The organism is Bradyrhizobium sp. Kon58, from assembly GCF_055807455.1.
This window is the reverse complement of sequence record NZ_JBVVOT010000034.1, coordinates 1-23,854: the sequence shown is the minus strand read 5'-3', so window position 1 is coordinate 23,854 and position 23,854 is coordinate 1. Positions and strand designations below refer to the sequence as shown.

The following is a 23,854-nucleotide window of genomic DNA, read 5'->3' as shown; positions in this document are numbered from 1 at the left end:
GTTTCATTCATGACCGCAAACCAAGGAGACAGTGATGAAAGTGCTGATGGTGATCACCTCACACGACCAACTGGGTAACACGGGGCGAAAAACTGGCTTCTGGCTCGAAGAACTCGCTGCCCCCTACTACGTTTTCAAGGACGCCGGAGTCGAGGTAACGCTCGCATCCCCAAAGGGCGGCCGGCCGCCGCTTGACCCGAAGAGCAATGAACCGGAAAGCCGCACCGAGCTGACGCTCCGGTTCGAACAGGACGAAGACGCGCAAGCCGATCTCGACAAAACCGTTCGCCTCGACAGCGTGAGGCAAGAAGACTTCGACACCGTCTTCTACCCGGGCGGCCACGGGCCGATGTGGGATCTCGCCGATGACCAGAACTCCATCAAACTGATCGAGTCCTTCCTTGCGGCCGGCAAGATAATTGCCGTCGTATGTCATTCCACCGGGGCACTGCGTCACGTCAAGACGCCGGACGGCAAGCTTCTGGTGCAGGACAAGGAAGTTACCGGCTTCACCAATGGCGAGGAGGAAGGGGTCGGCCTCACCAAGATCGTTCCCTTCCTTGTCGAAGACGAGATGTTGAACCTCGGCGCTATTTTTTCGAAGAAGGTGAACTGGGCACCACACGTCGTCAGCGACGGTTTGCTGATCACGGGACAAAACCCGCATTCGTCCGGTCCGGCGGCGAATACGCTGATGGCGGCGGTGAAGCAAAGGACCAGGCCAGGGGTCACGGCGCGCGCTTCGTAACAATCGATCGTAGTGACGGGTCGCCTGCCAGCGACGCCTTTGGTTGGAGCCTCATCACGGCGCCCGCCACGCGACTAGTGGACCTGGAGCGGCTCGGCTCGCCCGCGGCTCCGTCAGAGAGTCTGAGGCTACGAGGGATACGTTCGATGTCGCACCATTATTCCGGACCGAATGTCGGGTTCCCTCGTGGGGACGCGCGCCTGGACTTGACCGACCTGTACGCATTCCCCTCGCCTGCGGATGCGAGCAGATCAGTCCTCATCATGAACGTCCATCCTTCCTTCAGCCTGCTTTCGCCGGAGCCGACGACGCCCGAGCCTTTCGCCGCTGACGCGATCTATGAATTCAAGATCGACACCAACGGGGATGCGGTCGCGGATATTGCGTACCGCGTATGTTTCTCGGCATTTGCGAACGGAAGGCAAACGGCGGTGTTGCGCCGAGTCGAGGGCGCCGAGGCCGCCGAGACCGGCAACGAGGGCCGGCTCATTCAGGAGTGGCCGGTCTCGATGGGTCGAGAGGCGCTCGTGGTGGAAGCCGAAGACCATCGTTTCTTTGCCGGCTGGCGGAGCGATCCGTTCTTCTTTGATCCGATCGGCGCCATGAACGACCTCCACTTCAGCGGCAGAGACAATTTTATCGACAAGGACGTGTGCAGCATCGCCGTCGAGTTGCCGGGCTCGGCTCTCGGAAGCAAACCGTTCGGTGTCTGGGCGCGGACGGTTGATCGCGCCAACGGCGGCTGGGTTCAAGCCGACCGCGGTGCCAAGCCGTCGCAGTCTATTTTCCTGACCGGCGACGCCAGTGCCGACTATCAGGCGTCGGAGCCTGCCGGCGACAGTCGCTTCATCCCGATTTTTGCACATTCGCTGGAGCACACGGGAGGCTACGCTCCGGTCGATGCGCGGCGCCTGGCAGCAACGCTGCTGCCCGATATCCTGCATTTCGATCCCGCGCTCCCCGCCTCGTACCCGGGCAACGGTCGGGCGTTGACCGACGACGTCCTCGATCACTTCCTTTTCCTCCTGACCAACGGAAGAGTGAAATCTGACGGTGTGGGCCCGCATCGGGATTTGCTTACCGATTTTCCGTATCTGGGCCCGCCGCACACGGCTGCCGCCGAACGATTCAACGCGTACGAAGCACTGCATGGAGGGTTCGATGCACGCAAGGACTGAGCAAGCGCAGATCCGGCTCACCCGCTCGTCGCCCAATTGTTGGCGGGTGACGTTCGATAATCCTCCGTTGAACGTCATGGGGCCGCAGTTGGTTCGCGAGTTTAGGGAAATCATCACCACGGTCGAAGCCGACAAGGACGTTAGAGTGCTGGTGCTCGAAAGTGCAGTTGACGGATTTTTCCTCAATCACAGCGATTTCAACGCCGACTTCAAGGAACTGGCCGGCATGCCGCAAGGGCCGACGGGACTGGAGGCGTGGCCGGACGTCCTCGTCCGCATCACGCACCTTCCCGTGGTGTCGATCGCCTTGATCCGCGGTCGCGCGACCGGAAACGGAAGCGAGCTTGCTCTCGCTTGCGACATGAGCTTTGCAAGCCGCGAGAAGGCGCTGTTGTCGCAGTGGGAAGTGGGCGTTGGGTTGGTCGCGGGCGGCGGGCCGATGGCGCGTCTGCCGCGACAGATGGGCAGACAAAGGGCCCTGGAGGTGCTGCTGAGCTCCAATGACATCGGCGGCGATCTGGCTGAAGTTTATGGCTATGTGAACCGGTCGCTGCCGGACGGGGAGCTCGATGGCTTCGTCGACGCGCTGGCACGGCGCATCGCCTCCTTTGACAAATGGGCGATCGCAAACACCAAGCGCCTGACGAATGCCGCCAGCCTGCCGCCGGATGTCGAGATCGTGGCCGGCTGGGAAACGTGCATGGCCTCGATCCCCCGACCGGCTGCGCAGGGGAGGATCAAGGCGCTGTTCGAGCAGGGATTTCATAAGCCCGGAGACGCAGAAGATCGCCTAGGAACCCTATCTGGGGCAACTCGCCCACGGAGGCTGATGCGATCGTAGCACGCAGTTTTCCCCTTCCGCGCGCCCCTCTCAGAAAGAACACCGTCATGGACTTACTCGCCCTTGCAAAGGACATCGCCGATCGCGTCGAAGCGCAGTCGGCCCGCGCGAGAGTTCCGGTTGCCGTTACTATCATCGACATTCACGGCAACATGCTTCTCCAGCACCGCATGAGCAGCGCGCCGGTGTTCTCGATCGAGATATCGGAGCGGAAAGCCTACACGTCCGCGCTGGTGGGACTGCGAACGGCCGATCTGTCTCCCCTGGTGCAGCCCGGGAAGGATCTCTTCCCGCTGATGGGCCTCTCCGGCGGAAGGTATTGTTCGATGGGCGGCGGCGCGCCGCTTACCCGCGAAGGCCAGTTGGTCGCGGGCGTCGGCGTTAGCGGTGGCACCGTTGAGCAGGACGTCGCGATTCTTGAAGCCGCACTCCGGGAACCTCCGGTCATGCGCAAGACCGACATGAAGCTCGAGGTCGTCGTGATCCCCGTCGCGGACGCCGATCGCGCCAAGCGTTTCTATGGCGATCTGGGTTGGCGGCTCGACATCGACTATTCCGCCGGCGACAATTATCGGGTGATCCAGTTCACGCCGCCGGGCTCCGGTTGCTCGATCATGTTCGGCAACAACATGAGCAGGGCTGCGCCCGGCTCGGCGAAGGGGCTGCACCTAATCGTGTTCGACATCCAGGCCACCTGCGAGGACCTGCTTTCTCGTGGCATCGCGGTCAGCGAGCCATTCCACGACGCCGGCGGCGTATTCCACCATGCCGAAGGAAAAAGCCTGCTCTCCGGCCCAAATCCGCAACGAAAGAGCTACGCCTCCTACGCCTCGTTCAGCGATCCCGACGGCAACACGTGGGTGTTGCAGGAGATCACGGCGCGATTGACGGGACAAATCGAGGACGGCGACACCAGCTTCACGCCCGAACTCGCGAGTGTGGTTCGACATGCGGCAGCCGGCAATGGAACGACGCTGTGAATAATCCGGCCCTGCTTGTCCTCTCAGCAGGACTTACCTGCATGAACACCAACGCACCGGCGCAACACATGTTATCTCGCCGACAATCGATTTCCTATCATACCGTCAAGATCCAGGGCCTTGATATCTTCTACCGGGAAGCCGGGCCGGCCGATGCGCCGACCGTGCTGCTGCTGCACGGCTTTCCCTCCTCGTCGCGGATGTGGGAACCATTACTTCCCCTCCTGAGCGACAAATTTCATCTCATTGCCCCCGACTACCCCGGTTTCGGCCATAGCAGCGCGCCCTCCCCGTCGACCTTCGAATACACGTTCGACAATCTCGCGGGCGTGATGGATGAACTCACAACGAAGCTCGGCATCACGAGCTATGTTCTGTTAATGCAAGACTACGGCGGACCCGTTGGCTTTCGAATGGCGCTCGCCCATCCGGAACGCGTCCGCGCCCTCGTCATCCAGAACGCAGTCTCTCACGAGCAAGGCCTGAGCCCTCTTTGGGAGGCACGCAGAAAATATTGGGCGGATCCGGCCCACGAGCTCGCCAACCTCAAGGCTAACTTCACATCCTTTGAGGCGACGCGGCAGCGCCATATCGGATCAAGCCCCCATTCCGACCATTACGATCCGGATACATGGACCAACGAGTACGCCTTTCTCAACCGTTCGGGCCAGGCCGACATTCAGACCACGCTGTTTCTGGATTACCGGACCAACGTCGCCTCCTATCCGCGCTGGCAAAATTGGCTTCGCGAGGTGCAGCCGCCGACTCTCGTGGTTTGGGGCAAATACGACCCGTCCTTCACCGTCGCCGGCGCGATGGCCTATGCCGACGATGTGCCGAAGGCCGAAATACACATTCTCGATGCGGGACATTTCGCGCTTGACGAAGGGACCGGCCAGATCGCATCGCTTGTCCGTGACTTCCTCGAACGCCTGGCGCGCAAGTAAGGAACGCGGCCGAACGCGCGTTATTGGCCATCAATACGGCGGCTTCTTGCGCCGACACTGCATCTTTGCCGCTTCAACCCACCACGTCAGATCGTCTACAAAGCGTGGAAACGCTTTTTCGAGAGCCTCGCCGCCCTGACCCGTCGGAGCACCATCAGCCGCGAGGGTCTGTGCAATCGGACCAACGGCAATCGTGCTTGAAACCACCACCATTCCCATCTCGGAAAGTGTGCCGTGCCAGGCCGTCGCGGCCCGTGCGCTGGAGAAGCGTCCTGCCGAATAGCTCGCGATCGCCGCGGGACGCCAGAACCATTCCTCGAGAAAATGATCGATCGGGTTTTTCAGTCCTGGCTGCACACCCCAATTATATTCGCCGGTGACGAAGACAAAGCCATCGGCGTTACGACTCTTGCCGGCCAATTCCTCCAGAGGCTCGGGAGCGGCACCCTGCTGTGTCGAGCATCGGAAGATTGACCGCCTTGGCGTCGATCAGTTCGACGGCATCGCCCCGGCGCTGTAATCATTGGACCAGGAATTCGGCGAGGCGGATCCCCATCCGGTCGGAACGGTAGGAGCCGTAAAACACCAGGATTTGGTTGCTCATTGCAGCCCTCAGCAGATCACAGCACACGCAGCCGCTGGTTCAACTTGGCAATGGCTCGCCCGCCTGCTCGCGGACGATGTACTCGGCGTACCAGTCCGCCCAGTTTTCGTCATGTCCGCCCCTTCGTTTCTCATGCTCGCCATGCGCGACCGCGGCACGTCGCAGCGTCGCGGCGAGTTCGGCTGCCGAAGCGAAGGTCGTGTCAGCCTCCACACGGCCGGGAAGCCGCGTGGTAATTTCCTGGAGGAACCAGCCGTTGCCATCGGGATCGCTGAACGAGGCCAGCGAGGAATAGCTGCGGCGTTCCGGATCCGGGCCGTCGAGGCGAACATTGCCGAACAAATGCGGCTCATCGGCTCCGTTGTGCACGTCGCCGCCGCCATGAAACGGCCCGGTGACCTTCACCCCGCGGCCACGCAGATCTATGCACGCAGCCTCAATATCGGAGACGATCAAGTACAGCCCTGTCGCGGAACCGGGTGCCGCCGCAGTGACATTCGCACCGAAGATAACCGACGCGCCGGATCCTGGCGGCGTGAACTGAATCACGCGATAGCCGTCAGCAGCAGCGAAATCGGCGTCGAGCCTCCAGCCCAGGTCACCGTAGAACTGCTCGGCACGATCGACGTTCGAAACGGGGATGACAACGATCTCGAGCTTCATGTCGAGCACCCGCATTTGAGAGGGGGTCATCACGTTGTCTCCCTGATGCCGGTCGAAATTCAATGTGACGTGAACACAGAATCTGTAACTGGCCACTCATACATTGATATGACTGTCTTCTTCCGAAGGTCGAATGGAAAAACACACTTAACATCAGCAGCGTAGGCGTACTTGCCAGGCCAATCGAGGTGAAATGAAGTACGATGGCTGGCAAAGGACGCAGCCATGGCTTGCGCCGGCGATGATCGTTGGGAAACGTGATGGGACGCTTACTTTCAGTAAATGTGGGCCTACCACGCGACATCGCCTGGCAGGGCAAGACCGTCCATACCGGCATCTGGAAGACGGCCGTTGAAGGCCCGCGCATGGTGCGTCGGCTCAACATCGACGGCGACGGACAGGGTGACCTGAATGGCCATGGCGGCGAACGCCGCGCTGTATTCGTCTATCAGATGGATTCCTATCGGTATTGGCAGAGCCATCTGGGACGAAGCGACTTCATTTATGGGCAGTTCGGAGAGAATTTTTCCGTCGACGGCCTATCGGATACCGAGGTCTGTATCGGAGACCGCTATCGGATCGGCGGCGCCCTGTTCGAGGTGACGCAGCCGCGCGTGACCTGTTACCGGCTGGGTATCCGCATGAACGAGCCGGAAATGGCCGCGCTGGTGGTCAAGCACGGCAGACCTGGGTTCTATTTCCGTGTGCTGGAGGAAGGCGAAGTGGAGGCCGGCAACGAGATCGAACAGGTCGCCTCCGGGCCCGAGCGCATGAGCGTGTCCGAGATCGATGCGCTGCTTTACAAGCCCGGCCATCCCCGCAACCAGCTGGAGCGCGCGCTGCGCATCCCGGTGTTGAGCGTTGGCTGGCGTCGCTCCCTCGAGGCGTTGCTCACCCAGCAGCGCGAAGGCAGCGCGACGACTGGAAACGCCGGACTCGGTGCAGTGTCCGGCCCGCCGCCGGCGTGGCGCGGTTTTCGCCCGCTTCGCATCTTGCGCAAAGTGCAAGAGAGCGGGAGCGTGACCTCCCTGGTGCTCGAGCCCACCGACGGAGGACCTGTCGCCGCGCCCCTCCCCGGGCAGTTTGTCGTGCTGCGGCTTGACCCGCCGTCGGCGCCCGAGCTGATGCGCAGCTATTCGCTGTCGGGAGCGCCAGGTGCCACGAGCTATCGCGTGAGCGTCAAGCGGGAACGCCACGGCGCGGCGAGTGCCTATATCGACGACTGGCTGCAAGTTGGCGACATCGTGCAGGCAAGTGCTGCACGCGGCGATTTCACATTACGGCCAGGCGACACGCCTGTGGTGTTGTTGAGCGCGGGCATCGGCGTGACACCGGTGCTCGCGATGCTTCATGCGCTGGCGACCGATGCACCGAGGCGAGAAATCTGGTGGCTGTACGGGACCCGTAACCGCCGCGAACATCCATTTGCCGAGGAGGTGCGTGGACTTCTCAAATCACTTGCCCACCACCACACACATATCTGCTACAGCTCGCCGGATCCGCAGGATCGGGTCAACGTTGATTTCGACACGCCTGGGCATCTGAACGCGCGGATCCTCGGTGAACTCAACGTGCCCCGCAATGCCGACTTCTATATCTGCGGACCGTCGAGCTTCATGGGCGATCTGACTGCCGGGCTCAAGAAATTGGGCGTCACGGCAGATCGCATCCACACCGAGATATTCGGTGCCGGTCCGTCCATTACCCCGGGTATTGCGGCTGGGCCGCATCGGCCGCCGCATTTGCCGGCAGGCGCTCCCGGCTCGGGACCAATGGTTTCGTTTGCCCGCAGCGGTCTCAATGTCCGCTGGGGGCCATCGTTCCCCAATCTGCTCGAGCTGGCCGAGGCCTGCGACGTACCCGTGCGGTATGCGTGTCGAACCGGGGTCTGCCACACCTGCGAGAGCGGCCTTGTGGCAGGAAATATCGGCTACCGTCCTGACCCGGTCGACGCCCCGGCGGACGGCATTGTGCTGATCTGCTGCGCGCAGCCTGAGGGCGACGTCGTGATCGATTTGTAAGGGCGTGCGGCCTGCACGCTCACGCTTACCAAACGATGGAGGACTTCAGATGCGACCCGACATGGTGCCCGGAGCTGTTTTCCCCGACTACGAGCTAAGCGATCATACCGCAAAACATCGAAAGCTCTCCGAGCTACAGGGACAGGACCCGATGGTGCTCGTTCTTAGCCGCGGCGCCTTTTGCCCGAAGGACCGCCGTCAGGCCGAAGGCTTGCTGCAACTCCATCGAGAGATGGAGGTCGGCTATTGCCGGCTGGTCACGATCAGCACCGACAACATCACCCAGACCAACGAAAACCGCAGCGGCATCGGCGCGCACTGGCCGTTTCTCTCCGATCCGCGGCGCGTCGTTCAGAAGGATCTCGACATCGCCGAATACACCGATCCCGCCAACAATCCTATGATCCCACACGTGATCGTGCTGGAGCCCGGCCTTGTCATTTATAGGATCTACAATGGCTACTGGTTCTTCGGGCGGCCTACGATCGAAGAGCTTCGCCAAGACCTGCGCGCCGTCAGCCAAAAATGCCGGCCGGACTGGGACATCACCGCGCCCGAGCTTAAATCTGCGTGGCAGCAGGGCCGTAAGGAACGCTTCTATCCCTACGGCAAGAGCTTTGCGCAAACTCTTGGCGAGCAAGGCTAAGAGCAGACGCTCTGTCTGCTCTACCTCTCTCGCCTCCGAACGGAACGTGGAAATTGCCATCTTTGCCTCGCGGCTGCGCGCCACGCAATTCAGCTCGCCGCGGCCCGCGGGATAAATCCGGGGACGCCGGTCTTCACCACCGAGTTGAACCGGATATTGGTGGTGATGCGGTTCCGAATCTCCTGCATGGCGTCTTCAGGCAGGGTCGAGATGTCAAAGTTCTCCTGGATGCGCCAAGATTTGGTCGAGGTAGTCAGGAAAGCGGTGCCGCGCTGTACGGCCCAGGCCAGCGCCACTTGAGCCGGCGTCTTATGCACGCGCTGCGCGATGGCGGTAATCACCGGATCGGCCAGCAGATTCGGTTCCATGGCATGTCCGACCGCAGCAAACGCCTGGAGCACAATCCCATGCTCCCGGCAGAAGTCGAGCAGCTCCCATTCCGGCAGATACGGATGGGACTCCACCTGCACGACCGACGGCTTGATTCGCGCCGCCGAAACGATCTCCCGCAACTTCTCCAAGGTAATATCCGACAGGCCGATCGACCTGGCGTGCCCCTCGTCCACGAGGCGCTCCAGCGCTCCCCATGTCTCCAGCAACGTAACGTCGGAATCATAGATCACCCGCCCCTGCTCGTCCCTTGGATCCTGCTCGTCGCCCGGTTTGAAGGCAAAGGGGGTGTGGACAATGTAGCAATCGATATGGTCGACTCCTAGCCGCCGGCGGCTGCCATCGAAGGCAGGCTTGACCCGCTCCGGACGATGGTTGGTGTTCCAAAGCTTCGTGGTAACGAACACGTCCTCGCGCCGGGCAGTCCCCGCCTTGAACACTTCCTGCATCGCCTCGCCAACTGCTTCTTCATTGCGATAGCGTTCCGCACAGTCGAAATGGCGAAATCCGGTTTCCAATGCCGTCTTGGTAGCCTGCCTGGTCACGAGCGGGTCAGGGATCAGGGTGCCAAACCCCGCAGCGGGCATTAAAACAGATCCATGGTTGAGGCGAATACGCGTGTCTTGAAGCGTGTCAGGTGTTGTCATGGGAATACTCCTTCATTTGACGCTAATTGGCTGGCGGCTTGTGGAGAAACAGAACGAGCGGACTGACGATCAGCATGGCGAACATCAGGATCTTGAACTGGTCGATGACCGCCACAACAGCCGCCTGCTGGGTGATCATGCCATTGAGCGCGGCAAGATCTGACTTGGCGATTGAACCGGCGACATGGGCTGCGGCGCGGTAAGGCGTGAGGTTCTTGGCCAGCGCCAAATGCATGGCCTGGGTGTTATCGTAGAAGAATATCTGGACGACCGCGATGCCGATCGTGCTTCCATAGACCCGCGACAGGCTCAACAGGGCAGTGCCTTCGGGGCGGAATTTCGGATCGAGCGCGCTGAACGCCACCTTGCCGAGCGACGGAAGCAACATGCCGAGACCGGTACCCTGAAGCAGAGTCGCTGCGACCACCAGTCGCTGATCCATCACAGGTGAATAGCCGAGCATCAGCGAATTGGCATAGATCACCGCCGCCATGCCGCCGAATATGAATAGCCGGTTGTCGATTCGTGCCGGGGCGAAGCCCATCAGCGTCACCGTGCCCACGAGCGTGACACCGCGTGCGAGAGTCATGTACCCGGTGGTATCAACCGGATATTCCAGCAACTCCTCCAGCATCGGCGAGGTCAACGCCAGGGTCGGCAGCAGGACGAAGCCGACGGCAAAGAACATGATCGTCGAAAGAATGAAGTTGCGATCCCTGAACAGCGCCTTGTTGAGAAAATGCACGTCCGTCGTCATGACGTGCACGATGAAAAGATAGAATCCCAGCATCGAGACCGCGGCTTCGGTCCAGATTTCCGCCGAGGCAAACCATTCAAGGCGTTCGCCGCGGTCAAGCACCATCTGGAGGCCGATCATGCCAATCGATAAGGTCGCCAGGCCGAAGAAATCGAAGCGCGGGTTCTGCTCCGCTCTTTTCTCGGGAAGGAACAGTGCCACTGTCAGCGAGATGAATGCTGCCATCGGCAGGCTGAAATAGAAGATCGAGTGCCAGCCGTGATATTCACTGAGCCAGCCGCCGATGCTGGCGCCGCTGCTGATGCCGAGCACGATGCACACCGACCACACCAACGTGATCCGGGCATGACGCGGCTGCGGCAGAACATCCAGCAGGGTAGCCAGAGACAAAGGCGCGAATGCGCCACTCGCGGCTCCCTGGACCATCCGGGCGAACACGAACTGGAGGGACGTCGTCGCCAGCGTGTTGAGGATGAGGCCGACCACGAAGACAGCGAGTGCCACCTGATAGACCGTCTTGCGGCCATAGCGCCCCGCGAGCCAGCGCGCCATTGGCATGACGGCGGCGCCTGCCGCCATATAGGCCGTAAATACCCAGCCGACCTCGTCGTTGCCCATCGACAGCGTGCCCTGGATGTGCGGCAGCGCCGCATTCGGCAGCGAGATGTTCACCGCCTCCATGTAGGTCGCCATCAGGGCCGCCACTGTGATGGTCCCGGTTGCAGTGCTCGCTACGAGCGACGCACTCATCTGCCCGCCTCCGTCGCGAGCACGAGCTGGAGCGGATGGCGCCAGGTACGGCGATGGCCGGTGTCGACCCGCGCCGTCACGCTGATGCCGGAGAACAACGGCCGGTTCGGATCGACTTCATCAAGCTCGAGGCGCACCGGCAGACGCTGCACGACCTTGACCCAGTTGCCGGTCGCATTCTCGGGCGGCAGCACCGCGAAATCAGAGCCGGTGCCCGGACTCATGCTGACGATATGAGCCCTGAACGTGCGATCCGGATAAACATCGACGTCGATCGTCGCCTCCTGGCCTGGACGCATGTGAGTGAGGCCGGTTTCGCGGAAATTCGCCTCGATCCAGACGCGCCGGCTCGACAGCAGCGAGAACACGGGCGCCCCCGCATTGACGAAGCCGCCAACCTGCAAATCGTCGACCTTGGTCACGATGCCGTCGTCGGGCGCCCTCACCGTCGCATAGGACAGATCAAGCCGGGCGCGGTCGAGCTGCGCCTTGGCGGCGCGAACCGTCGGATGGCGGTCGATATCGATGTCCGGATCGCCATTCAACGCAACGACGGTGCTGGCGATCTGCTGTTCGATCGACGAAATGTGCTGACGGGCGACCTTGAGATTGGTCTCGGCGCGCTCGTAGACCGCGCGCGGGGTGAAATCGGACGCGACCAGCGCTTTCTTGCGGTCATACTCGCGCTCGTCGAAAGCCGCCGAATCCCTGGCCGACTGTAGTTCGGCCTGCTGCTGGCGATAGGTAGCCTTCAGCGCTTCGATCTGAAGGCGCGCGCTGCCGAGATGCGCGTCGGCTTGATCGATCGCAATCTGGTAGGCCTCCGGATCGATCCGGAACAGGACCTGGCCCTGCCGGACTCGCTGATTGTCCTCGACGGCGATTTCAACCGCCTGTCCGGCAACCCGCGCGTTGACGGTCACTTTCGCTGCGCGAACGAACGCGTTGTCGGTCGAGACGTAAGGCTCGGCAGCGAGGTACACCGCGGCGCCGATACCGGCCACCACGATCGGCACGATAAGCATTAGCGGCCGGCGCAGCCGCTTCCTGAGGCTTCTTTCGGGCGGTTTCGCCACGGGGACCGGTGCGACGTCATCGATAACTCGATCGAATTGCGTCTCCACCGCTGCGTGTCCCGCGGACGTAGAGCCAACACGAATGTCCGCAACCTCGCGGACCTCCTTCCGGTCGCCCATCCCGCCGGCAACTGGCGCAAGACTTAGCTGCATCGAAAGCCCTCACCTCAATATATTTGTAGCGTTCATTACAAATATTGTACCACGGAGCAGCAATCAAGGGTCCTTGCCATTGAATTTTGTAACGACTTATATAAATATGAGACCTACTGGCATCGACCGGGGTGTTTTGCGATATGGCACGTAAAAAGAGCGAAACGGCACCAGTTCGCCGGGGGCGGCCCCGGGCCTACGACACACAGGCAGCCCTCAAGCAGGCAACGGAAACCTTCTGGAAGACCGGCTACTCCGGCACTTCCCTCGACAGCATCGCTGCCGCAACCGGCATGAATCCACCGAGCCTCTATGCGGCATTCGGCAACAAGCACGCGCTGTATCTGGAGGCGCTCGCCCGTTATTGGGAGGAGAGCCTCGCCGCCACGCGTGAGGCTCTCGCACAAGACCGTCCCTTAGGTGAAAGTCTAATGCTTGCGTTCGGGGCGGCGTTGTCGATCTATTTTTCTGGAAAGGGCAGCGCGCGGGGCTGCTTTGTGATCGGGACCGCGCTAACCGAAGCCGTCGACGACGCCGCGATCCGGAACATTGTTGCGGCGGGACTGCGGACCATCGACGCCGATTTTGAAGCCCGTTTCCGCACGGCGCTTGAGAGAGGTGAGCTGAAGCACGATGCGGATCCCACCGCACTTGCGGTCCTCGCATCAGCCACAATGCACACCATCGCGATCCGCGCCCGTGCCGGCGCTCGCCGTGCCGAACTGAGTGAGGTTGCCCGGAAGGCGGTGACCATAATCTGCGGATGAGATTCCGTGAAGCGTCGAGCAACCGTTGCCCGTTACGCGATGAGGATGGCTCGTACATTGTCGTTCTTCCTCCGCTGAAGGGTCAACGCATTCTGCAAGCCGCTGGGCGTGCGCGGCTATAGAACCCTCGGCGGACGCCGGTCATATCAACGTATGAACGCCGCTGCTGCTGAACCGGATTGGCAAGCGTCAGCCGCTTGCATGACAATACCAAGCGCCGAGCGCCACGCACACGGCGCGTTGCGCGCGACATATCAGGCGACACGTCTTCGTCTGAGGAAGATCAGAAAAGCAATGCCAAGAAACGCGAGGGTGGCTGCGGCTATCATGCCGAAACGCGCGAGTGCCAGCAGCGGAGAGGAAGGACCGCCGCAGCGCGCCTCGGCGACCTGTTGTTCAGTGATGATGTTATCGGCTGCCCCATACTGGGCGAGCACATAATTGCCTAGCGCCGCAATGTTGAGATCGCTGAGTGCATTGGCGTCAGTCGTGCGCCCGCCGAAGCCGGGCATGAAGGCCCGTCTTCCCGACGTCGTCCGATTCACGCCGTAGAGAATCGTCGCAACCAGGTTAGTCGCGTTCTTCGCGCCAGTGGCCGAGTTCCAGAACAGGCTCGGATAGTAGCCATCCTTGCTGCCTTGGCCTTCAGCCGAATGGCAGGAGGTGCAATTGCCTCGAAACAGCTCTGCGCCGCCGGCAGCGGATTCGCTATCGGACCTGATGGCGGTGCGTCCGCGCAACCGTCCAAGCTCAGAGGACATCTTTCCAGCCGCGAAGCGGGAAGTGTCGACCGCAGGGTCCGAGACGGCCGGAATACTCTTTACATAGGTCGCGATCGCATCGAGGTCCGTGGCCGCAAGGTGCTGAAAGCTGTTTTCGACTGCTTCCGCCATACTTCCGGCCGCCTGCGCTTTTCCGGATAGATGTCCCGTGCGCAGATACACCACCAGATCTTCCTTGGTCCAGCTTCCAATGCCGCTTATCGGGTCCGACGTGATGTTCGGCGCGTACCAGGCGCCGACTTGTGCGCCGGAAAAAGCGCGGCTCGCGTCCTCCTGCATCAGAAAGCCGCGTGGCGTGTGACAGGTGCTGCAATGCGCGGCGGCCTGCGCGAGATAGGCGCCCCGATTCCATTCCGCCGATTGATGCGGATCCGGCACGAAGGTTGCCGTGCCCAGGAACAGTAGGTTCCAGCCTATCATCGACGCGCGGACGTTCATCGGAAGCGGCAACTGGGTCGGCGGCGAGCGCTGTTCGACGGGCTTCACCGCCAGTGTGAAGTACAGGTAAAGCGCATGCGCATCGTCGTCCGTGAACTTGGTATAGGACGTGTACGGCATCGCAGGATAGAGGTTGGCGCCATCGCGTCGAACTCCGCGACGGAGCGCCCGCGAAAATTCTTCCTCGGTGTAGTGGCCAATCCCGAAATCGAGCGACGGTGTGATATTGGTCGAGTAAATGGTTCCGAGCGGCGTCGAGATGGCCAGCCCCCCAGCGAAAGGCTTGCCTCGTGGTACCGTGTGGCAGGCGCCGCAGTCAGCGGCAACCGCCAGATATTGCCCGCGTCTGATCGCAGCAGCCGCTTGCTCCGGCGAATCAGCCGCCTGACAAATGCCGGTCGCCGCGATCGTGGCAAAACAGATGAGCAGCGCGCCGGGGTGTCGACTGGAGTTGCCCATGATCAGCCATGCTTGAGTTGATTGGTGATCGCGTCAGCCGCCTTCAGCGCCAGCGCCGTCATGGTCAGCGTGCTGTTCGAAGCCGTTGCGCTGGGCATCGCGCCGCCGCCAGGCAGGAACAGGTTGGGGTGATCGTGCGCCCGGCAGTCGGCATCCACCACCGCTGTCGCCGCTTCCGCCCCCATGATGCAGCCGCCCATTATGTGGTCGCTGTTGAGAAACTCGGGCGACAGTTGGAACTTGGTAGCGCCGAGTTCGTCAGCCAATTGCTGCAGCCGCGGCACGGTGTATTCTTTGGCGCTTAGGCGCACGTAATCGCCGACGTCGTAATGAATATTCGGCTTGTTGATGCCGAGCCAATCTTTCTTGCTGGACAGCGTCAAACGGTTGTTTGCGGAAGGCAGTATCTCATGCTCCACGGTCAACCTTGCAGTGCAAGCGGAAAGCCGCCGGATCTCGCTATCCAGAGCCTTGCCAACCAGACCTTTTTTCAGCGCGGCCGCCGCACCGAGGGGGCTGCGGGCGAAATTCTCCATCCGGAACATCGCTCCGGCGTAGCGGCTGCGGAATTCGCCCTGCGTGGTATTGAGGATGCTACTGCTCTGAACCGGACCGACGCCTGTCCACAGCGGTTCTTTGAGCTCCAACTCCGCTGTGAGCTTCGGCTGATCCATCATGTTGCGACCAACCTGATCGGAGCTGTTCGCGACACCGTTAGGATTGCGCTCGTTCTTTGACAGCAAAAGCAGCTTTGGCGTCTCAATACCGTTGCAGGCAATCACGAAGATCTTGGCCGTAACCCTGTGCGAGCGCTTGTCCGGGTCGAAATAGTGAACCGCCTCGACCGAATTCTTCTCGCCTGTCTCGATTCGATAAGCGACCGCATTGGCCAGGATTTTGCCGCCCTTGGCCTCGATCTTTGGCAAAGCCGTCGCCGCATCGTACTTGGCGGCGATCGGGCATACCGGAAAACAGTTGTTGTTGCCGCAACACGCCGGCCGGCCGTCATACGAGACGCCGCTATTGCGAGCCTGAGGCGCCGGCAGGTTGATCATCCCAATTCTCGCGGCGGCCTCGGTAAAACGATGCTCACCGGGACCGAAGGGAATTGGTCCCATCGGATAGGGTTTTGAGCGCCTGCCATTTGGCGGCCATTGCAGCGTCGGGTCGAATGGACCGCTCACGCCGATCGCGTATTCCGCGCGCGTGTAGTAGGGCTCGATATTTTCGTGGCTGAATGGCCAGTCCCGGCCGACCCCATATAGGCTTTTCAGACGCATGTCCTCGGGCGTCAGACGCCAGCAGATTCCGGCCCAGTGCCAGGTCGCGCCTCCCGCATAGCGGACATAACCCTGGAGATACGCCCGGGCATTCGGTCCTTCCAGTTGAAGGTATTGCTCGTGCTCTTTGGCCGTCCGCGTTTCGAGATGCGGCGCCCACGGCTTCGGTGGATACGGCGCATTCCAATGAAACAGCCTCAGGCTTGGCGGCAGATTCCGGAAATTCTCGACAACTCGCCAGCGATCGACGCGCGGACCGGCTTCGAGCATCAGCACGGACAAGCCGGCGTCTTGGGCCTGTTGCGCGATCAGACAACCGACAACCCCGGTTCCCACGACGACGATGTCTGCACTGTATTCGCTCGCCATCTGGATAATTCCTCTCTCGAGAGCGCCGCGTTCAGAATTCAGGCATATTGCTCAGTGGGGGCGCCTCAGCCGTCCATCCATTCGGTCCGGAGATCGCGTAGGACGGAATGGTCATGATGTCCCTGGTCGGCTGATACATGAGCGCATATTCGTAAGCGAACACCTCGGCATCCGGAGCGTCGGTTACGACGCCGAGATACCAAGCGGAAATGATCGAAAGCGCGGCATCTTTCAGCGGGCCGTCCGGAACATCGGCAAAGAAGTCCTCAACGACTCGCGCGTTCCTCTCTCGTGCGATCGCAAGGAGCCCGTCGATTTGCGGTGACAGCGACAGATTCAGCGCGCCCATCGCGGCCGCCATGCGCTTCCCGACCTCGGCGTTGAGACGGTGCGGAACCAGCAGTGACGAAATTTCCATGAACCGCGCCGCAGCTTGATCGGGCGACGAGGTCGGCGTCGCAAGGGCGGGCACCGCTGGGAGCGCGGCAGTCCCGACGACTAGCAGCCCACCCACCAGCAGCTCGCGGCGAGCGAGACTGAATGCCGAAGGGGAATCGTCGCGGTACCGGTCGCGCATATCCGTACACCTCGCTGTTAAGAGCCATGGCGCTGTTCGATCCTGCAAGCCACTGGCGTGTTCGGCCATACAACCCTCAGCGGAGTGCGATCATATCAAGGTATGAGCGGACATCATGAGGCGACGACTGGCGCGATCGATAACAGCGCCCTACGTGCGAGGTACCAGGGATTGTAGCGCGAAGCGAAGGTCGGAGGATGAGATGGATGATCGAACTGTACGTATCGCGCTGGAGCGTCATTGGGCGGCTTCGGACGCCAGCGATTTCAAGGTCGAACACGAAATCTACCGTGACGATGCCGTGCTTGTTTATCCGCAATCGGGAGAGCGGATCCGCGGCCAGCACAATATTCAGGAGAGCCGAACCGTCCAGCCAAATAAGAAGCGTTTTACAATCCGGCGAATGATCGGGGGCGGCGATCTCTGGGTCACTGAATTCGTGCTTACCTATGACGGCATACCATCCTACGCGGTGAGCATCATGGAATTTCGCGACGGATTGGTAGCCAACGAAACGCAATATTTCGCCGGCGGATTCGACCCCGGCCCCTCGCGTGCACATCTTGTTGAGCGATTCGTCACCACAAACCCTTAGGATCACTAAGACCTAAGCCCGGAGCATCGATAGCGATCTACGAGAGCGCTGAACTGCGTTGCCCCCGCTATTGTGGGGAGTGCGAGGCTGAACCCAGTCTCCCAAGGGCCAACTCATTGTCCGCTCGAATGTGCGGCTCGTGGGCGGACGTTCCGAGCCCCGCACCGCCCGAGATGGGGCCGCGCTGTGACGTCCTTTCGATTACCACACGCGCATGTAGCTCAAACCGTCGTCAAGACTAGATATGCGTCTGGATCGAGATCCAGAACTCTGGCTAATCCAGTTTGTTCGAAGGAGAGCCGTGTTCTTTGGGATCATTCTCCGGAACAACTAGTACCGGACCTTCATCGTATCCTTTTCGGCTACTGTAGAAAACAAGTGCCATTAGGCCAAAACCAACGGCGAGAGAAACAACAACTCCGACTGCCATCGCGATATAGCCCGAGATTGGCACATCGACGCCATCTGCGAGCCTCCAGCCCAGATAGGCAACAACACAGGTGGCAAGCAAAAGCGATACCAGCACAATCAAAATGATCCATGAGGCAACGCCCAGGCGCGCCGACATAGTCGGCTCATTCATGCTGCCGTCCCTGCTTCCTATGCTCCTCATCGAACAATCCTCCCGGCATTTTGCCCGCGCGGTTGCGCCACTTCTGCTTCACTTCGCCGGCCCTCCCATCCCGTTCGGTAATGCCGCGGCGACGCGCATCAAACCACCAACGTCAGGACAACCGCGGCACTCCAGAAATAATGAACGCCCGCTTCTTTCTGTCCATCCGACGATCGGAAGATCTCGCTCACATCAACGTATGACTGATCGGGGCTAAATGTATGAGTGAATCCCGCGCGCTCTGTCCGCTAAGACGTATGTAATCGCCTTAGAGATGTCCTTTATTCAGATTGAGCTGAAGCCCCGCCTTCAGGTTTCGGAGGATGCCATGTCGACCCTTTCCTTTGCTGCTGAACAGAACGCCAAAGCCAGCCTTCGCCCGTCTCGGCAAGGGATCCGGCGGGCAGCGGTCGCGCTTGCCGTAGTGCTCGGCCTCACCGGAACCGCTTATTTCGGTCACTACTACCTCACCACCGGCCGTTATCTGGAAACGACCGACGACGCCTATGTCAAAGCAGACTCGACAATCATCGCACCGAAAATCTCCGGATACATTTCCGAGGTACTTGTTGCCGACAACGAGCAGGTTGCGGCCGGCCAGCCTCTGGCCCGAATCGACGACCGCGACTTCAAGACCGCGCTGAACCAGGCCAAGGCTGACGTTGCGGCCTCCGCAGCCGCGGTGAAGAACCTCGACGCGCAGATCGAATTGCAGGAGCCGCTGATCCAGCAGCAGGCGGCCGAGGTCGATGCGTCCGAAGCCAATCTGAAGTTCGCGCAGGAAGAACGCACCCGTTACGACGGGTTGATGAAGTCGGGTTCAGGCACCGTGCAGCGCGCGCAACAGACCGATGCCGCCTTGCGTGCGCAGTCCGCTCAACTACAGCAGGGGAGGTCAGGTCTGATCGCCGCCAACAAAAAGGTCGAAGTACTGTCAACTGAGCGTGCGAGGGCGGTTGCGCAGCTCGACCATGCCCGCGCCCTCGAGCAGCAGGCGGTCCTGAATTTGTCTTATACGCAGGTGACCGCGCCCGTGGACGGCACGGTCGGCGCGCGCTCCCTCCGGGTGGGACAATATGTGCAGGCCGGAACCCAGCTGATGGCGGTTGTGCCACTGGATGCGGTCTATGTCGTCGCCAATTTCAAGGAGACCCAGCTCACTCATATGCGCAACGATCAACCGGTGGATCTGTACGTCGATAGCTTCCAGTCGACGAGGCTGAAGGGCCATGTCAACAGCTTGGCGCCGGCGAGCGGCCTGGAATTTACGCTGCTGCCGCCCGACAACGCGACTGGTAACTTCACGAAGATTGTACAGCGCGTGCCAGTCAAGATCGTGCTCGACGATCCGAGCCTGAAAGGCCTACTGCGCCCGGGCATGTCGGCTGTGCCGACTGTCAACACCAAATCGGCCGCGGTCGCCAAGCGCGAGGCCGAGAAGCGGCTCGCGTCGGGCGGCCCCTAGTCCAGACCTGAACGAATGCGCCCTCGGACGCGAGCAGACAATGATGACCACACTGCAAACTACCGTCGACATAAGTTCTGCCAGCGAGGGTGAGGCAACCGTCGTACCTGCAGCCGCTCCTGCCGTCTCAGCAAAGACCTGGCTCGCAGTGATCGGAGCCACGCTTGGCGCCTTCATGGCAGTGCTCAACATCCAGATCGTTAATGCTTCGCTTGCCAATATTCAGGGCGGTATCGGCGCGGGGATCGATGATGGCGGCTGGATCTCGACCTCCTATTTGATCGCCGAAATCGTGGTGATCCCCTTGAGCGGCTGGCTTGCCCAGGTGTTCTCTATCCGCATCTACCTCCTGACCAACGCCATCCTCTTCCTGGTGTTCTCGGCGGCGTGCGCACTTGCCCAAAACCTGCCGCAGATGATCGCGTTACGTGCCGTGCAGGGGTTCACCGGGGGCGTGCTGATCCCATTGGCGTTCACGCTGATCATCACATTGTTGCCGAAGGCGAAGCAGCCGATCGGCCAGGCGCTGTTTGCGATCTCCGCGACGTTCGCGCCGGCCATCGGGCCGACGATCGGCGGCTATCTCACCGAGAACTGGGGCTGGCAATACATTTTCTACGTCAACATCGTGCCGGGCGCGATCATGATCGGCATGCTCTATTTCTCGCTGGAAGCATCGCCGATGAAGCTGTCGCTGCTGCGCGACGGCGACTGGCTGGGCATCGTCACCATGGCGATCGGACTTGCCGCGCTGCAGACCGTGCTGGAAGAAGGTAACAAGGATGACTGGTTCGGTTCGCCCTTCATCGTGCGCTTCGCCGTCATTGCGGGGATCACGCTGCCGCTGTTCGTTCTCATCGAACTGACCAGCAAGAAACCGCTGCTGAACCTGCGCCTGCTGTTTCGTCGCAATTTCGGCTTCGGCGTTCTCGCCAACTTCCTGCTCGGCGTTGCCTTGTACGGTTCGGTCTACATTCTTCCCGTCTATCTTTCGCGCGTCCAGGGCTACAATTCCGAGCAAATCGGCGCGGTACTGGCCTGGACCGGGCTGCCGCAGCTTGTGCTGATTCCGCTGGTGCCACGGTTGATGAACCGCATCGATCCGCGCATCATGATTGCCATTGGATTTGGGTTATTCGCCGTTTCCAACTTCATGAACATTTACATGAGCAACGACTATGCCGCCGATCAGCTGTTTTGGCCGAACGTCGTCCGTGCCGTTGGTCAGGCCCTGATGTTCGCCCCGCTCTCGGCGGTCGCAACTGCGGGCATTGAGGCCGCCAATGCGGGGTCCGCGTCCGCGTTGTTCAATATGATGCGCCAGCTCGGCGGCGCAATTGGCATTGCCGGACTGCAGACACTGCTGACCAAACGCGAGCAGTATCACTCCAATATATTGTCGCAATCGGTGTCAGTGCTGGAACAGGCGATCCGCACCCGGATCGAGGAGCTCACGCAGTATTTCATGAACCACGGCGTCATTGATCGCGTTGATGCAGCGCACCGCGCATATGTCGCGGTCGGTCATATTGTGCAGAAGCAGGCGTATATCCTTGCCTTCAGCGATACCTTCTACGCACTGGGCGCGGCGCTGATAGTTGCGATGGTGGCGAGCCTGCTGCTCAAGAAGGCTGATCGCCTCGATGCCCACAGTGGACACTAGAGGTTTGCAGCATTGTCCCAACGAGCACGACGAGAACCGGATCCGCGCCTTGGCGCAACAACGTGGCGGCCGGGACGGCGCTTCTTCGGCCCGTCGTCTGGAGCTCTCTTTGCAGCGGGGAGATCGCGGCCTTCTGGGGATCGCGGCCCTGCAATCATGTCATTTGAAGCATCGGTCTGAACGGATGGGATGGTCGACCAGAGGTGACCATCCGAGAACAAAAGTGCAAACGCCAGCAATGAATGTGGATGTGGAGGAGAGGACCGGAAGGTTAGATGGTCCTGCCAATCCGGCGTCCCGAACCCGTGCTGACGCAGAGCGACGGCGGCCGCGCGTGACATCACGGTAGCCGTCGAGATTTGGCTGGCACAGGCCTCGGCCGCCGCGCGATCGAAGTCGATGACGAGCACCTGGAATCCGTCGCGAGCCAGCCGGCTCGCCATTCCCTTGCCGATGCCGCGAGTGCCCCGGTGACGAGCGCAAGCGGCGGCTGGGCAGAAGGCTCTGTCATGGTTTCATGTTTTCTGGATTGCCGCCGGCGCGCGCGAAGTCGGCTCCGTGACGGTGGGTCACGAAAGCGGCGGTGAGCCCGCCGTCGACCTCGAGCACGGCACCGTTGACAAAAGTTCTGGCGGACATAGGTCATGTCCTCGGAGGACGTCACCATTCACGTTGCCGAACGTCGTGAGCGGCTTCTTGATGCTGATGTTTTCCTCCCGGGATGATGAACGCAGAAATGTCGGGATAGGCGATGCCAAGCACGTCCATTTCAACGCCAGCGGTCACCAGCGCGATCATGGCCCGCATATGCTCCGGAATACCCCGGGTGGTGTGGAGCGCCATGGCGGTCCAGACGCCCTCGATTTCACGCTCCGGCAGGCCGTTGCTTTTCATGAAATCGCGCGCGGCATTGATGCCGTCGACGTCGAAGCGCAGGTCGGGGCTGGTACTTCTCTATGTGCCAAGTCGTGGAACATCGCGCCAAAGGTAAAGGAGCGCCGGCTCGTACTTCACAACGTGGCGCTCGGTGGTAAGCGCGCCCCAAACGAAGACAGGGCAACTGTGGTTGTAGAGCAGGGCCTCCTTGTTGTCGCGCACGAGCTGCGTAGCGGGGCGCGCAATGGCACTGTCAGGCATGCGGATGCCGGCGAAGATCTCAGACATGGCGCAATCTCCTTGCTTGCAAGCGGCCTGATTGTTGGTCACTATTCGCCAATGGAGCATCGCTCCGCAAAGGGAAGGGCATCCTGCGGATCAGGACAGCACTACCTCTTTTCTGACATGACGCCTTGTAGCGAAGCGGCAGGCGCGACCGTTGTCTTGCCGGCCAGGGGGTGGTCTATTCCGGTCCCGGGCCGCAAGCGCCGTCAGCAAATCGACGCAAGATCGCCTTGCGGAACTCCGTTGATCTGACATGCTGGCAAAAAGCAGCACCCCGCGCCTTCCGAGTCGCGGCGAGCATCACCGGGGAGAAACCATGAAAACCGCTTTGGTCCTGGCTGCAGCGCTGGCTGCTTGCCTGTCCACGCCCGTCTCCGCGCAAAAATCCTATGGGCCCGGCGTTAGCGACACCGAGATCAAGATCGGCAATACTATGCCCTATAGCGGCCCCGCATCGCCGCTTGGCATCACCGGCAGGGTGATCTCGGCCTATTTCGACGAGGTCAACGAGAAGGGCGGCGTCAACGGCCGCAAGCTCAATCTCTTGTCGCTCGACGACGCCTTCTCGCCGCCGAAGACCGTGGAAGCGGCGCGCCGGCTGGTCGAGGGCGATGGCGTCGCCTTCATCTTCGCGACCATGGGCACCGCGCCGAGCTCGGCGATCGCAAAATATCTGAACAGCAACAAGGTGCCGCAGCTGTTTCTGATCAGCTCGGCCTCGAAGTGGAACGACCCCGCCAACATGCCGTGGTCGATGGCGCTGCCGTGGGCGCCGAACTACACCAGCGAGGCCGCGATCGACGTCGCCTATGCCCGCGCCAAGAACCCGAACGCGCGCTTCGCGGTGCTCTATCAGAACGACGACGCCGGCAAGGAATATCTGCGCGGCGTCAAGGAGGCGCTTGGTGCCGACGCCGACAAGGCGATCGCGATGGCGTCGAGCTTCGAGGTAGCCGACCCCACCGTCGATTCCCAGGTGCTGACGCTCGCCAACACCAAGGCAGACGTGTTCATGATCTATTCGGTCACGCCGCGGGCCTGCGCGCAGGCGATCCGGAAAGCGCATGAGGTCGGCTGGCAGGCGACGCGCTTCCTTGCCTCTGGCTGCGCCAACAAGGCGACCGTGATGGTGCCGGCTGGCCTCGATGCCGGCAAGGGCGTGCTCTCGCTCGGCTCGCTCAAGCCGTTCGTCGAGGTGCCGAAGGATGATCCGGCGATGACGGCCTATATCGACTTCATGAAGAAGCGCCTGCCCAATGCCGACGTCAACAACGTCGCGGGTCT

At 61.1% G+C, this 23,854-nt stretch carries 23 protein-coding genes and 1 pseudogene; 12 read left to right on the top strand and 12 right to left on the bottom strand.

The window, feature by feature from the left end; genetic code table 11:
* Window positions 1-34 precede the first annotated feature (34 nt).
* The 5 genes from AC0L20_RS34075 to AC0L20_RS34055 all read left to right on the top strand — a co-directional run bounded on the left by AC0L20_RS34075 (window position 35) and on the right by AC0L20_RS34055 (window position 4,694).
* Entirely contained in the window at window positions 35-748 is a 714-nt protein-coding gene (locus AC0L20_RS34075) for a type 1 glutamine amidotransferase domain-containing protein (RefSeq protein WP_473294853.1), read from the top strand.
* Window positions 749-894: 146 nt separating this feature from the next.
* Window positions 895-1,926 carry a DUF4331 family protein gene (locus AC0L20_RS34070; protein WP_473294852.1) on the top strand — a complete coding sequence of 344 codons (1,032 nt, stop codon included), beginning with the start codon at window positions 895-897 and terminating at the stop codon, window positions 1,924-1,926.
* On the top strand, window positions 1,898-2,767 hold the full coding sequence (locus AC0L20_RS34065) for an enoyl-CoA hydratase/isomerase family protein (protein WP_473294851.1): 870 nt from the start codon (window positions 1,898-1,900) through the stop codon (window positions 2,765-2,767). The genes AC0L20_RS34070 and AC0L20_RS34065 overlap by 29 nt, the downstream gene beginning before the upstream one ends.
* A gap of 47 nt (window positions 2,768-2,814) precedes the next feature.
* Window positions 2,815-3,747, top strand: a complete 933-nt coding sequence (locus AC0L20_RS34060) for a heme-binding protein (RefSeq protein ID WP_085350973.1) — start codon at window positions 2,815-2,817, stop codon at window positions 3,745-3,747.
* A 41-nt stretch (window positions 3,748-3,788) separates the two neighbouring features.
* Window positions 3,789-4,694: an alpha/beta fold hydrolase gene (locus AC0L20_RS34055; RefSeq protein ID WP_473294850.1), complete on the top strand. Its 906-nt coding sequence runs from the start codon at window positions 3,789-3,791 to the stop codon at window positions 4,692-4,694.
* Window positions 4,695-4,724: 30 nt separating this feature from the next.
* On the opposite strand, the pseudogene AC0L20_RS34050 reads toward AC0L20_RS34055, so the two are convergent.
* Both AC0L20_RS34050 and AC0L20_RS34045 read right to left on the bottom strand, forming a co-directional pair.
* Window positions 4,725-5,298: pseudogene (locus AC0L20_RS34050) on the bottom strand (NADPH-dependent FMN reductase).
* 39 nt (window positions 5,299-5,337) lie between these two features.
* Window positions 5,338-5,991 (bottom strand): VOC family protein, encoded by a 654-nt coding sequence (locus tag AC0L20_RS34045; RefSeq protein ID WP_473294849.1) that lies wholly within the window; start codon window positions 5,989-5,991, stop codon window positions 5,338-5,340.
* 230 nt (window positions 5,992-6,221) lie between these two features.
* On the opposite strand from AC0L20_RS34045, the gene AC0L20_RS34040 reads away from it, so the two are divergent.
* Together AC0L20_RS34040 and AC0L20_RS34035 are read left to right on the top strand one after the other, a co-directional pair.
* Window positions 6,222-7,982, top strand: a complete 1,761-nt coding sequence (locus tag AC0L20_RS34040; protein ID WP_473294848.1) for an MOSC domain-containing protein — start codon at window positions 6,222-6,224, stop codon at window positions 7,980-7,982.
* A gap of 49 nt (window positions 7,983-8,031) precedes the next feature.
* Window positions 8,032-8,628, top strand: coding sequence for a redoxin domain-containing protein (locus AC0L20_RS34035; protein WP_198959246.1), 597 nt, complete (start codon window positions 8,032-8,034; stop codon window positions 8,626-8,628).
* Between the two features lie 89 nt (window positions 8,629-8,717).
* On the opposite strand, the gene AC0L20_RS34030 is transcribed toward AC0L20_RS34035, so the two are convergent.
* From AC0L20_RS34030 to AC0L20_RS34020, 3 genes are read right to left on the bottom strand one after another with little or no spacing between them, the layout of a single operon-like run.
* Window positions 8,718-9,665 (bottom strand): aldo/keto reductase, encoded by a 948-nt coding sequence (locus AC0L20_RS34030; protein WP_473294847.1) that lies wholly within the window; start codon window positions 9,663-9,665, stop codon window positions 8,718-8,720.
* Between the two features lie 22 nt (window positions 9,666-9,687).
* Window positions 9,688-11,172, bottom strand: coding sequence for an MFS transporter (locus tag AC0L20_RS34025; protein WP_473294846.1), 1,485 nt, complete (start codon window positions 11,170-11,172; stop codon window positions 9,688-9,690).
* The gene (locus tag AC0L20_RS34020; RefSeq protein ID WP_473294845.1) at window positions 11,169-12,296 is read right to left on the bottom strand and encodes an HlyD family secretion protein; all 1,128 of its coding nucleotides are present in this window, start codon (window positions 12,294-12,296) and stop codon (window positions 11,169-11,171) included. The genes AC0L20_RS34025 and AC0L20_RS34020 overlap by 4 nt, the downstream gene beginning before the upstream one ends.
* A 248-nt stretch (window positions 12,297-12,544) precedes the next feature.
* Between AC0L20_RS34020 and AC0L20_RS34015 the strand changes: the two genes are divergently transcribed.
* Window positions 12,545-13,168, top strand: a complete 624-nt coding sequence (locus tag AC0L20_RS34015; RefSeq protein WP_473294844.1) for a TetR/AcrR family transcriptional regulator — start codon at window positions 12,545-12,547, stop codon at window positions 13,166-13,168.
* 254 nt (window positions 13,169-13,422) lie between these two features.
* Here AC0L20_RS34015 and AC0L20_RS34010 read toward each other — a convergent pair whose 3' ends face one another.
* Genes AC0L20_RS34010 through AC0L20_RS34000 form a run of 3 tightly spaced genes read right to left on the bottom strand, consistent with a single transcriptional unit; the run spans window position 13,423 to window position 17,142 of the window.
* Entirely contained in the window at window positions 13,423-14,847 is a 1,425-nt protein-coding gene (locus AC0L20_RS34010; protein ID WP_473294843.1) for a c-type cytochrome, read from the bottom strand.
* A gap of 2 nt (window positions 14,848-14,849) precedes the next feature.
* The gene (locus tag AC0L20_RS34005) at window positions 14,850-16,496 is read right to left on the bottom strand and encodes a GMC family oxidoreductase (protein ID WP_473294842.1); all 1,647 of its coding nucleotides are present in this window, start codon (window positions 16,494-16,496) and stop codon (window positions 14,850-14,852) included.
* Between the two features lie 31 nt (window positions 16,497-16,527).
* Window positions 16,528-17,142 carry a sugar dehydrogenase complex small subunit gene (locus tag AC0L20_RS34000; protein WP_473294841.1) on the bottom strand — a complete coding sequence of 205 codons (615 nt, stop codon included), beginning with the start codon at window positions 17,140-17,142 and terminating at the stop codon, window positions 16,528-16,530.
* Window positions 17,143-17,275: 133 nt separating this feature from the next.
* On the opposite strand from AC0L20_RS34000, the gene AC0L20_RS33995 reads away from it, so the two are divergent.
* Window positions 17,276-17,668 carry a nuclear transport factor 2 family protein gene (locus AC0L20_RS33995; protein ID WP_085350962.1) on the top strand — a complete coding sequence of 131 codons (393 nt, stop codon included), beginning with the start codon at window positions 17,276-17,278 and terminating at the stop codon, window positions 17,666-17,668.
* Window positions 17,669-17,942: 274 nt separating this feature from the next.
* On the opposite strand, the gene AC0L20_RS33990 is transcribed toward AC0L20_RS33995, so the two are convergent.
* Complete coding sequence (locus AC0L20_RS33990; RefSeq protein WP_473294840.1) at window positions 17,943-18,251, bottom strand: hypothetical protein; 309 nt, start codon at window positions 18,249-18,251, stop codon at window positions 17,943-17,945.
* A 358-nt stretch (window positions 18,252-18,609) separates the two neighbouring features.
* Here AC0L20_RS33990 and AC0L20_RS33985 point away from each other — a divergent pair, with 358 nt between their 5' ends.
* Together AC0L20_RS33985 and AC0L20_RS33980 are read left to right on the top strand one after the other, a co-directional pair.
* The gene (locus tag AC0L20_RS33985; RefSeq protein WP_473294839.1) at window positions 18,610-19,746 is read left to right on the top strand and encodes an HlyD family secretion protein; all 1,137 of its coding nucleotides are present in this window, start codon (window positions 18,610-18,612) and stop codon (window positions 19,744-19,746) included.
* A 43-nt stretch (window positions 19,747-19,789) separates the two neighbouring features.
* Window positions 19,790-21,409 (top strand): MDR family MFS transporter, encoded by a 1,620-nt coding sequence (locus AC0L20_RS33980; protein WP_473294888.1) that lies wholly within the window; start codon window positions 19,790-19,792, stop codon window positions 21,407-21,409.
* Window positions 21,410-21,916: 507 nt separating this feature from the next.
* On the opposite strand, the gene AC0L20_RS33975 is transcribed toward AC0L20_RS33980, so the two are convergent.
* The 3 genes from AC0L20_RS33975 to AC0L20_RS33965 are packed head-to-tail and all read right to left on the bottom strand — an operon-like array spanning window position 21,917 to window position 22,573.
* Window positions 21,917-22,048: a hypothetical protein gene (locus AC0L20_RS33975; protein ID WP_473294838.1), complete on the bottom strand. Its 132-nt coding sequence runs from the start codon at window positions 22,046-22,048 to the stop codon at window positions 21,917-21,919.
* Between the two features lie 21 nt (window positions 22,049-22,069).
* Entirely contained in the window at window positions 22,070-22,303 is a 234-nt protein-coding gene (locus AC0L20_RS33970; protein ID WP_473294837.1) for a hypothetical protein, read from the bottom strand.
* Between the two features lie 60 nt (window positions 22,304-22,363).
* Entirely contained in the window at window positions 22,364-22,573 is a 210-nt protein-coding gene (locus AC0L20_RS33965; RefSeq protein WP_473294836.1) for a hypothetical protein, read from the bottom strand.
* Window positions 22,574-22,886: 313 nt separating this feature from the next.
* Between AC0L20_RS33965 and AC0L20_RS33960 the strand changes: the two genes are divergently transcribed.
* A partial coding sequence (locus AC0L20_RS33960) for an ABC transporter substrate-binding protein (RefSeq protein ID WP_473294835.1) occupies window positions 22,887-23,854 on the top strand: 968 nt, incomplete at its 3' end.

What these genes read in the sequence shown, in the direction of transcription:
- AC0L20_RS34075 (WP_473294853.1), top strand. Translation starts at nt 35, where the DNA reads ATGAAAGTGCTGATGGTGATCACCTCACACGACCAACTGGGTAACACG.
- AC0L20_RS34070 (WP_473294852.1), top strand. Translation starts at nt 895, where the DNA reads ATGTCGCACCATTATTCCGGACCGAATGTCGGGTTCCCTCGTGGGGAC.
- AC0L20_RS34065 (WP_473294851.1), top strand. Translation starts at nt 1,898, where the DNA reads ATGGAGGGTTCGATGCACGCAAGGACTGAGCAAGCGCAGATCCGGCTC.
- AC0L20_RS34060 (WP_085350973.1), top strand. Translation starts at nt 2,815, where the DNA reads ATGGACTTACTCGCCCTTGCAAAGGACATCGCCGATCGCGTCGAAGCG.
- AC0L20_RS34055 (WP_473294850.1), top strand. Translation starts at nt 3,789, where the DNA reads ATGAACACCAACGCACCGGCGCAACACATGTTATCTCGCCGACAATCG.
- AC0L20_RS34045 (WP_473294849.1), bottom strand. Translation starts at nt 5,991, where the DNA reads ATGACCCCCTCTCAAATGCGGGTGCTCGACATGAAGCTCGAGATCGTT.
- AC0L20_RS34040 (WP_473294848.1), top strand. Translation starts at nt 6,222, where the DNA reads ATGGGACGCTTACTTTCAGTAAATGTGGGCCTACCACGCGACATCGCC.
- AC0L20_RS34035 (WP_198959246.1), top strand. Translation starts at nt 8,032, where the DNA reads ATGCGACCCGACATGGTGCCCGGAGCTGTTTTCCCCGACTACGAGCTA.
- AC0L20_RS34030 (WP_473294847.1), bottom strand. Translation starts at nt 9,665, where the DNA reads ATGACAACACCTGACACGCTTCAAGACACGCGTATTCGCCTCAACCAT.
- AC0L20_RS34025 (WP_473294846.1), bottom strand. Translation starts at nt 11,172, where the DNA reads ATGAGTGCGTCGCTCGTAGCGAGCACTGCAACCGGGACCATCACAGTG.
- AC0L20_RS34015 (WP_473294844.1), top strand. Translation starts at nt 12,545, where the DNA reads ATGGCACGTAAAAAGAGCGAAACGGCACCAGTTCGCCGGGGGCGGCCC.
- AC0L20_RS34010 (WP_473294843.1), bottom strand. Translation starts at nt 14,847, where the DNA reads ATGGGCAACTCCAGTCGACACCCCGGCGCGCTGCTCATCTGTTTTGCC.
- AC0L20_RS34005 (WP_473294842.1), bottom strand. Translation starts at nt 16,496, where the DNA reads ATGGCGAGCGAATACAGTGCAGACATCGTCGTCGTGGGAACCGGGGTT.
- AC0L20_RS34000 (WP_473294841.1), bottom strand. Translation starts at nt 17,142, where the DNA reads ATGGCCGAACACGCCAGTGGCTTGCAGGATCGAACAGCGCCATGGCTC.
- AC0L20_RS33995 (WP_085350962.1), top strand. Translation starts at nt 17,276, where the DNA reads ATGGATGATCGAACTGTACGTATCGCGCTGGAGCGTCATTGGGCGGCT.
- AC0L20_RS33990 (WP_473294840.1), bottom strand. Translation starts at nt 18,251, where the DNA reads ATGAATGAGCCGACTATGTCGGCGCGCCTGGGCGTTGCCTCATGGATC.
- AC0L20_RS33985 (WP_473294839.1), top strand. Translation starts at nt 18,610, where the DNA reads ATGTCGACCCTTTCCTTTGCTGCTGAACAGAACGCCAAAGCCAGCCTT.
- AC0L20_RS33980 (WP_473294888.1), top strand. Translation starts at nt 19,790, where the DNA reads ATGACCACACTGCAAACTACCGTCGACATAAGTTCTGCCAGCGAGGGT.
- AC0L20_RS33975 (WP_473294838.1), bottom strand. Translation starts at nt 22,048, where the DNA reads ATGTCCGCCAGAACTTTTGTCAACGGTGCCGTGCTCGAGGTCGACGGC.
- AC0L20_RS33970 (WP_473294837.1), bottom strand. Translation starts at nt 22,303, where the DNA reads ATGAAAAGCAACGGCCTGCCGGAGCGTGAAATCGAGGGCGTCTGGACC.
- AC0L20_RS33965 (WP_473294836.1), bottom strand. Translation starts at nt 22,573, where the DNA reads ATGTCTGAGATCTTCGCCGGCATCCGCATGCCTGACAGTGCCATTGCG.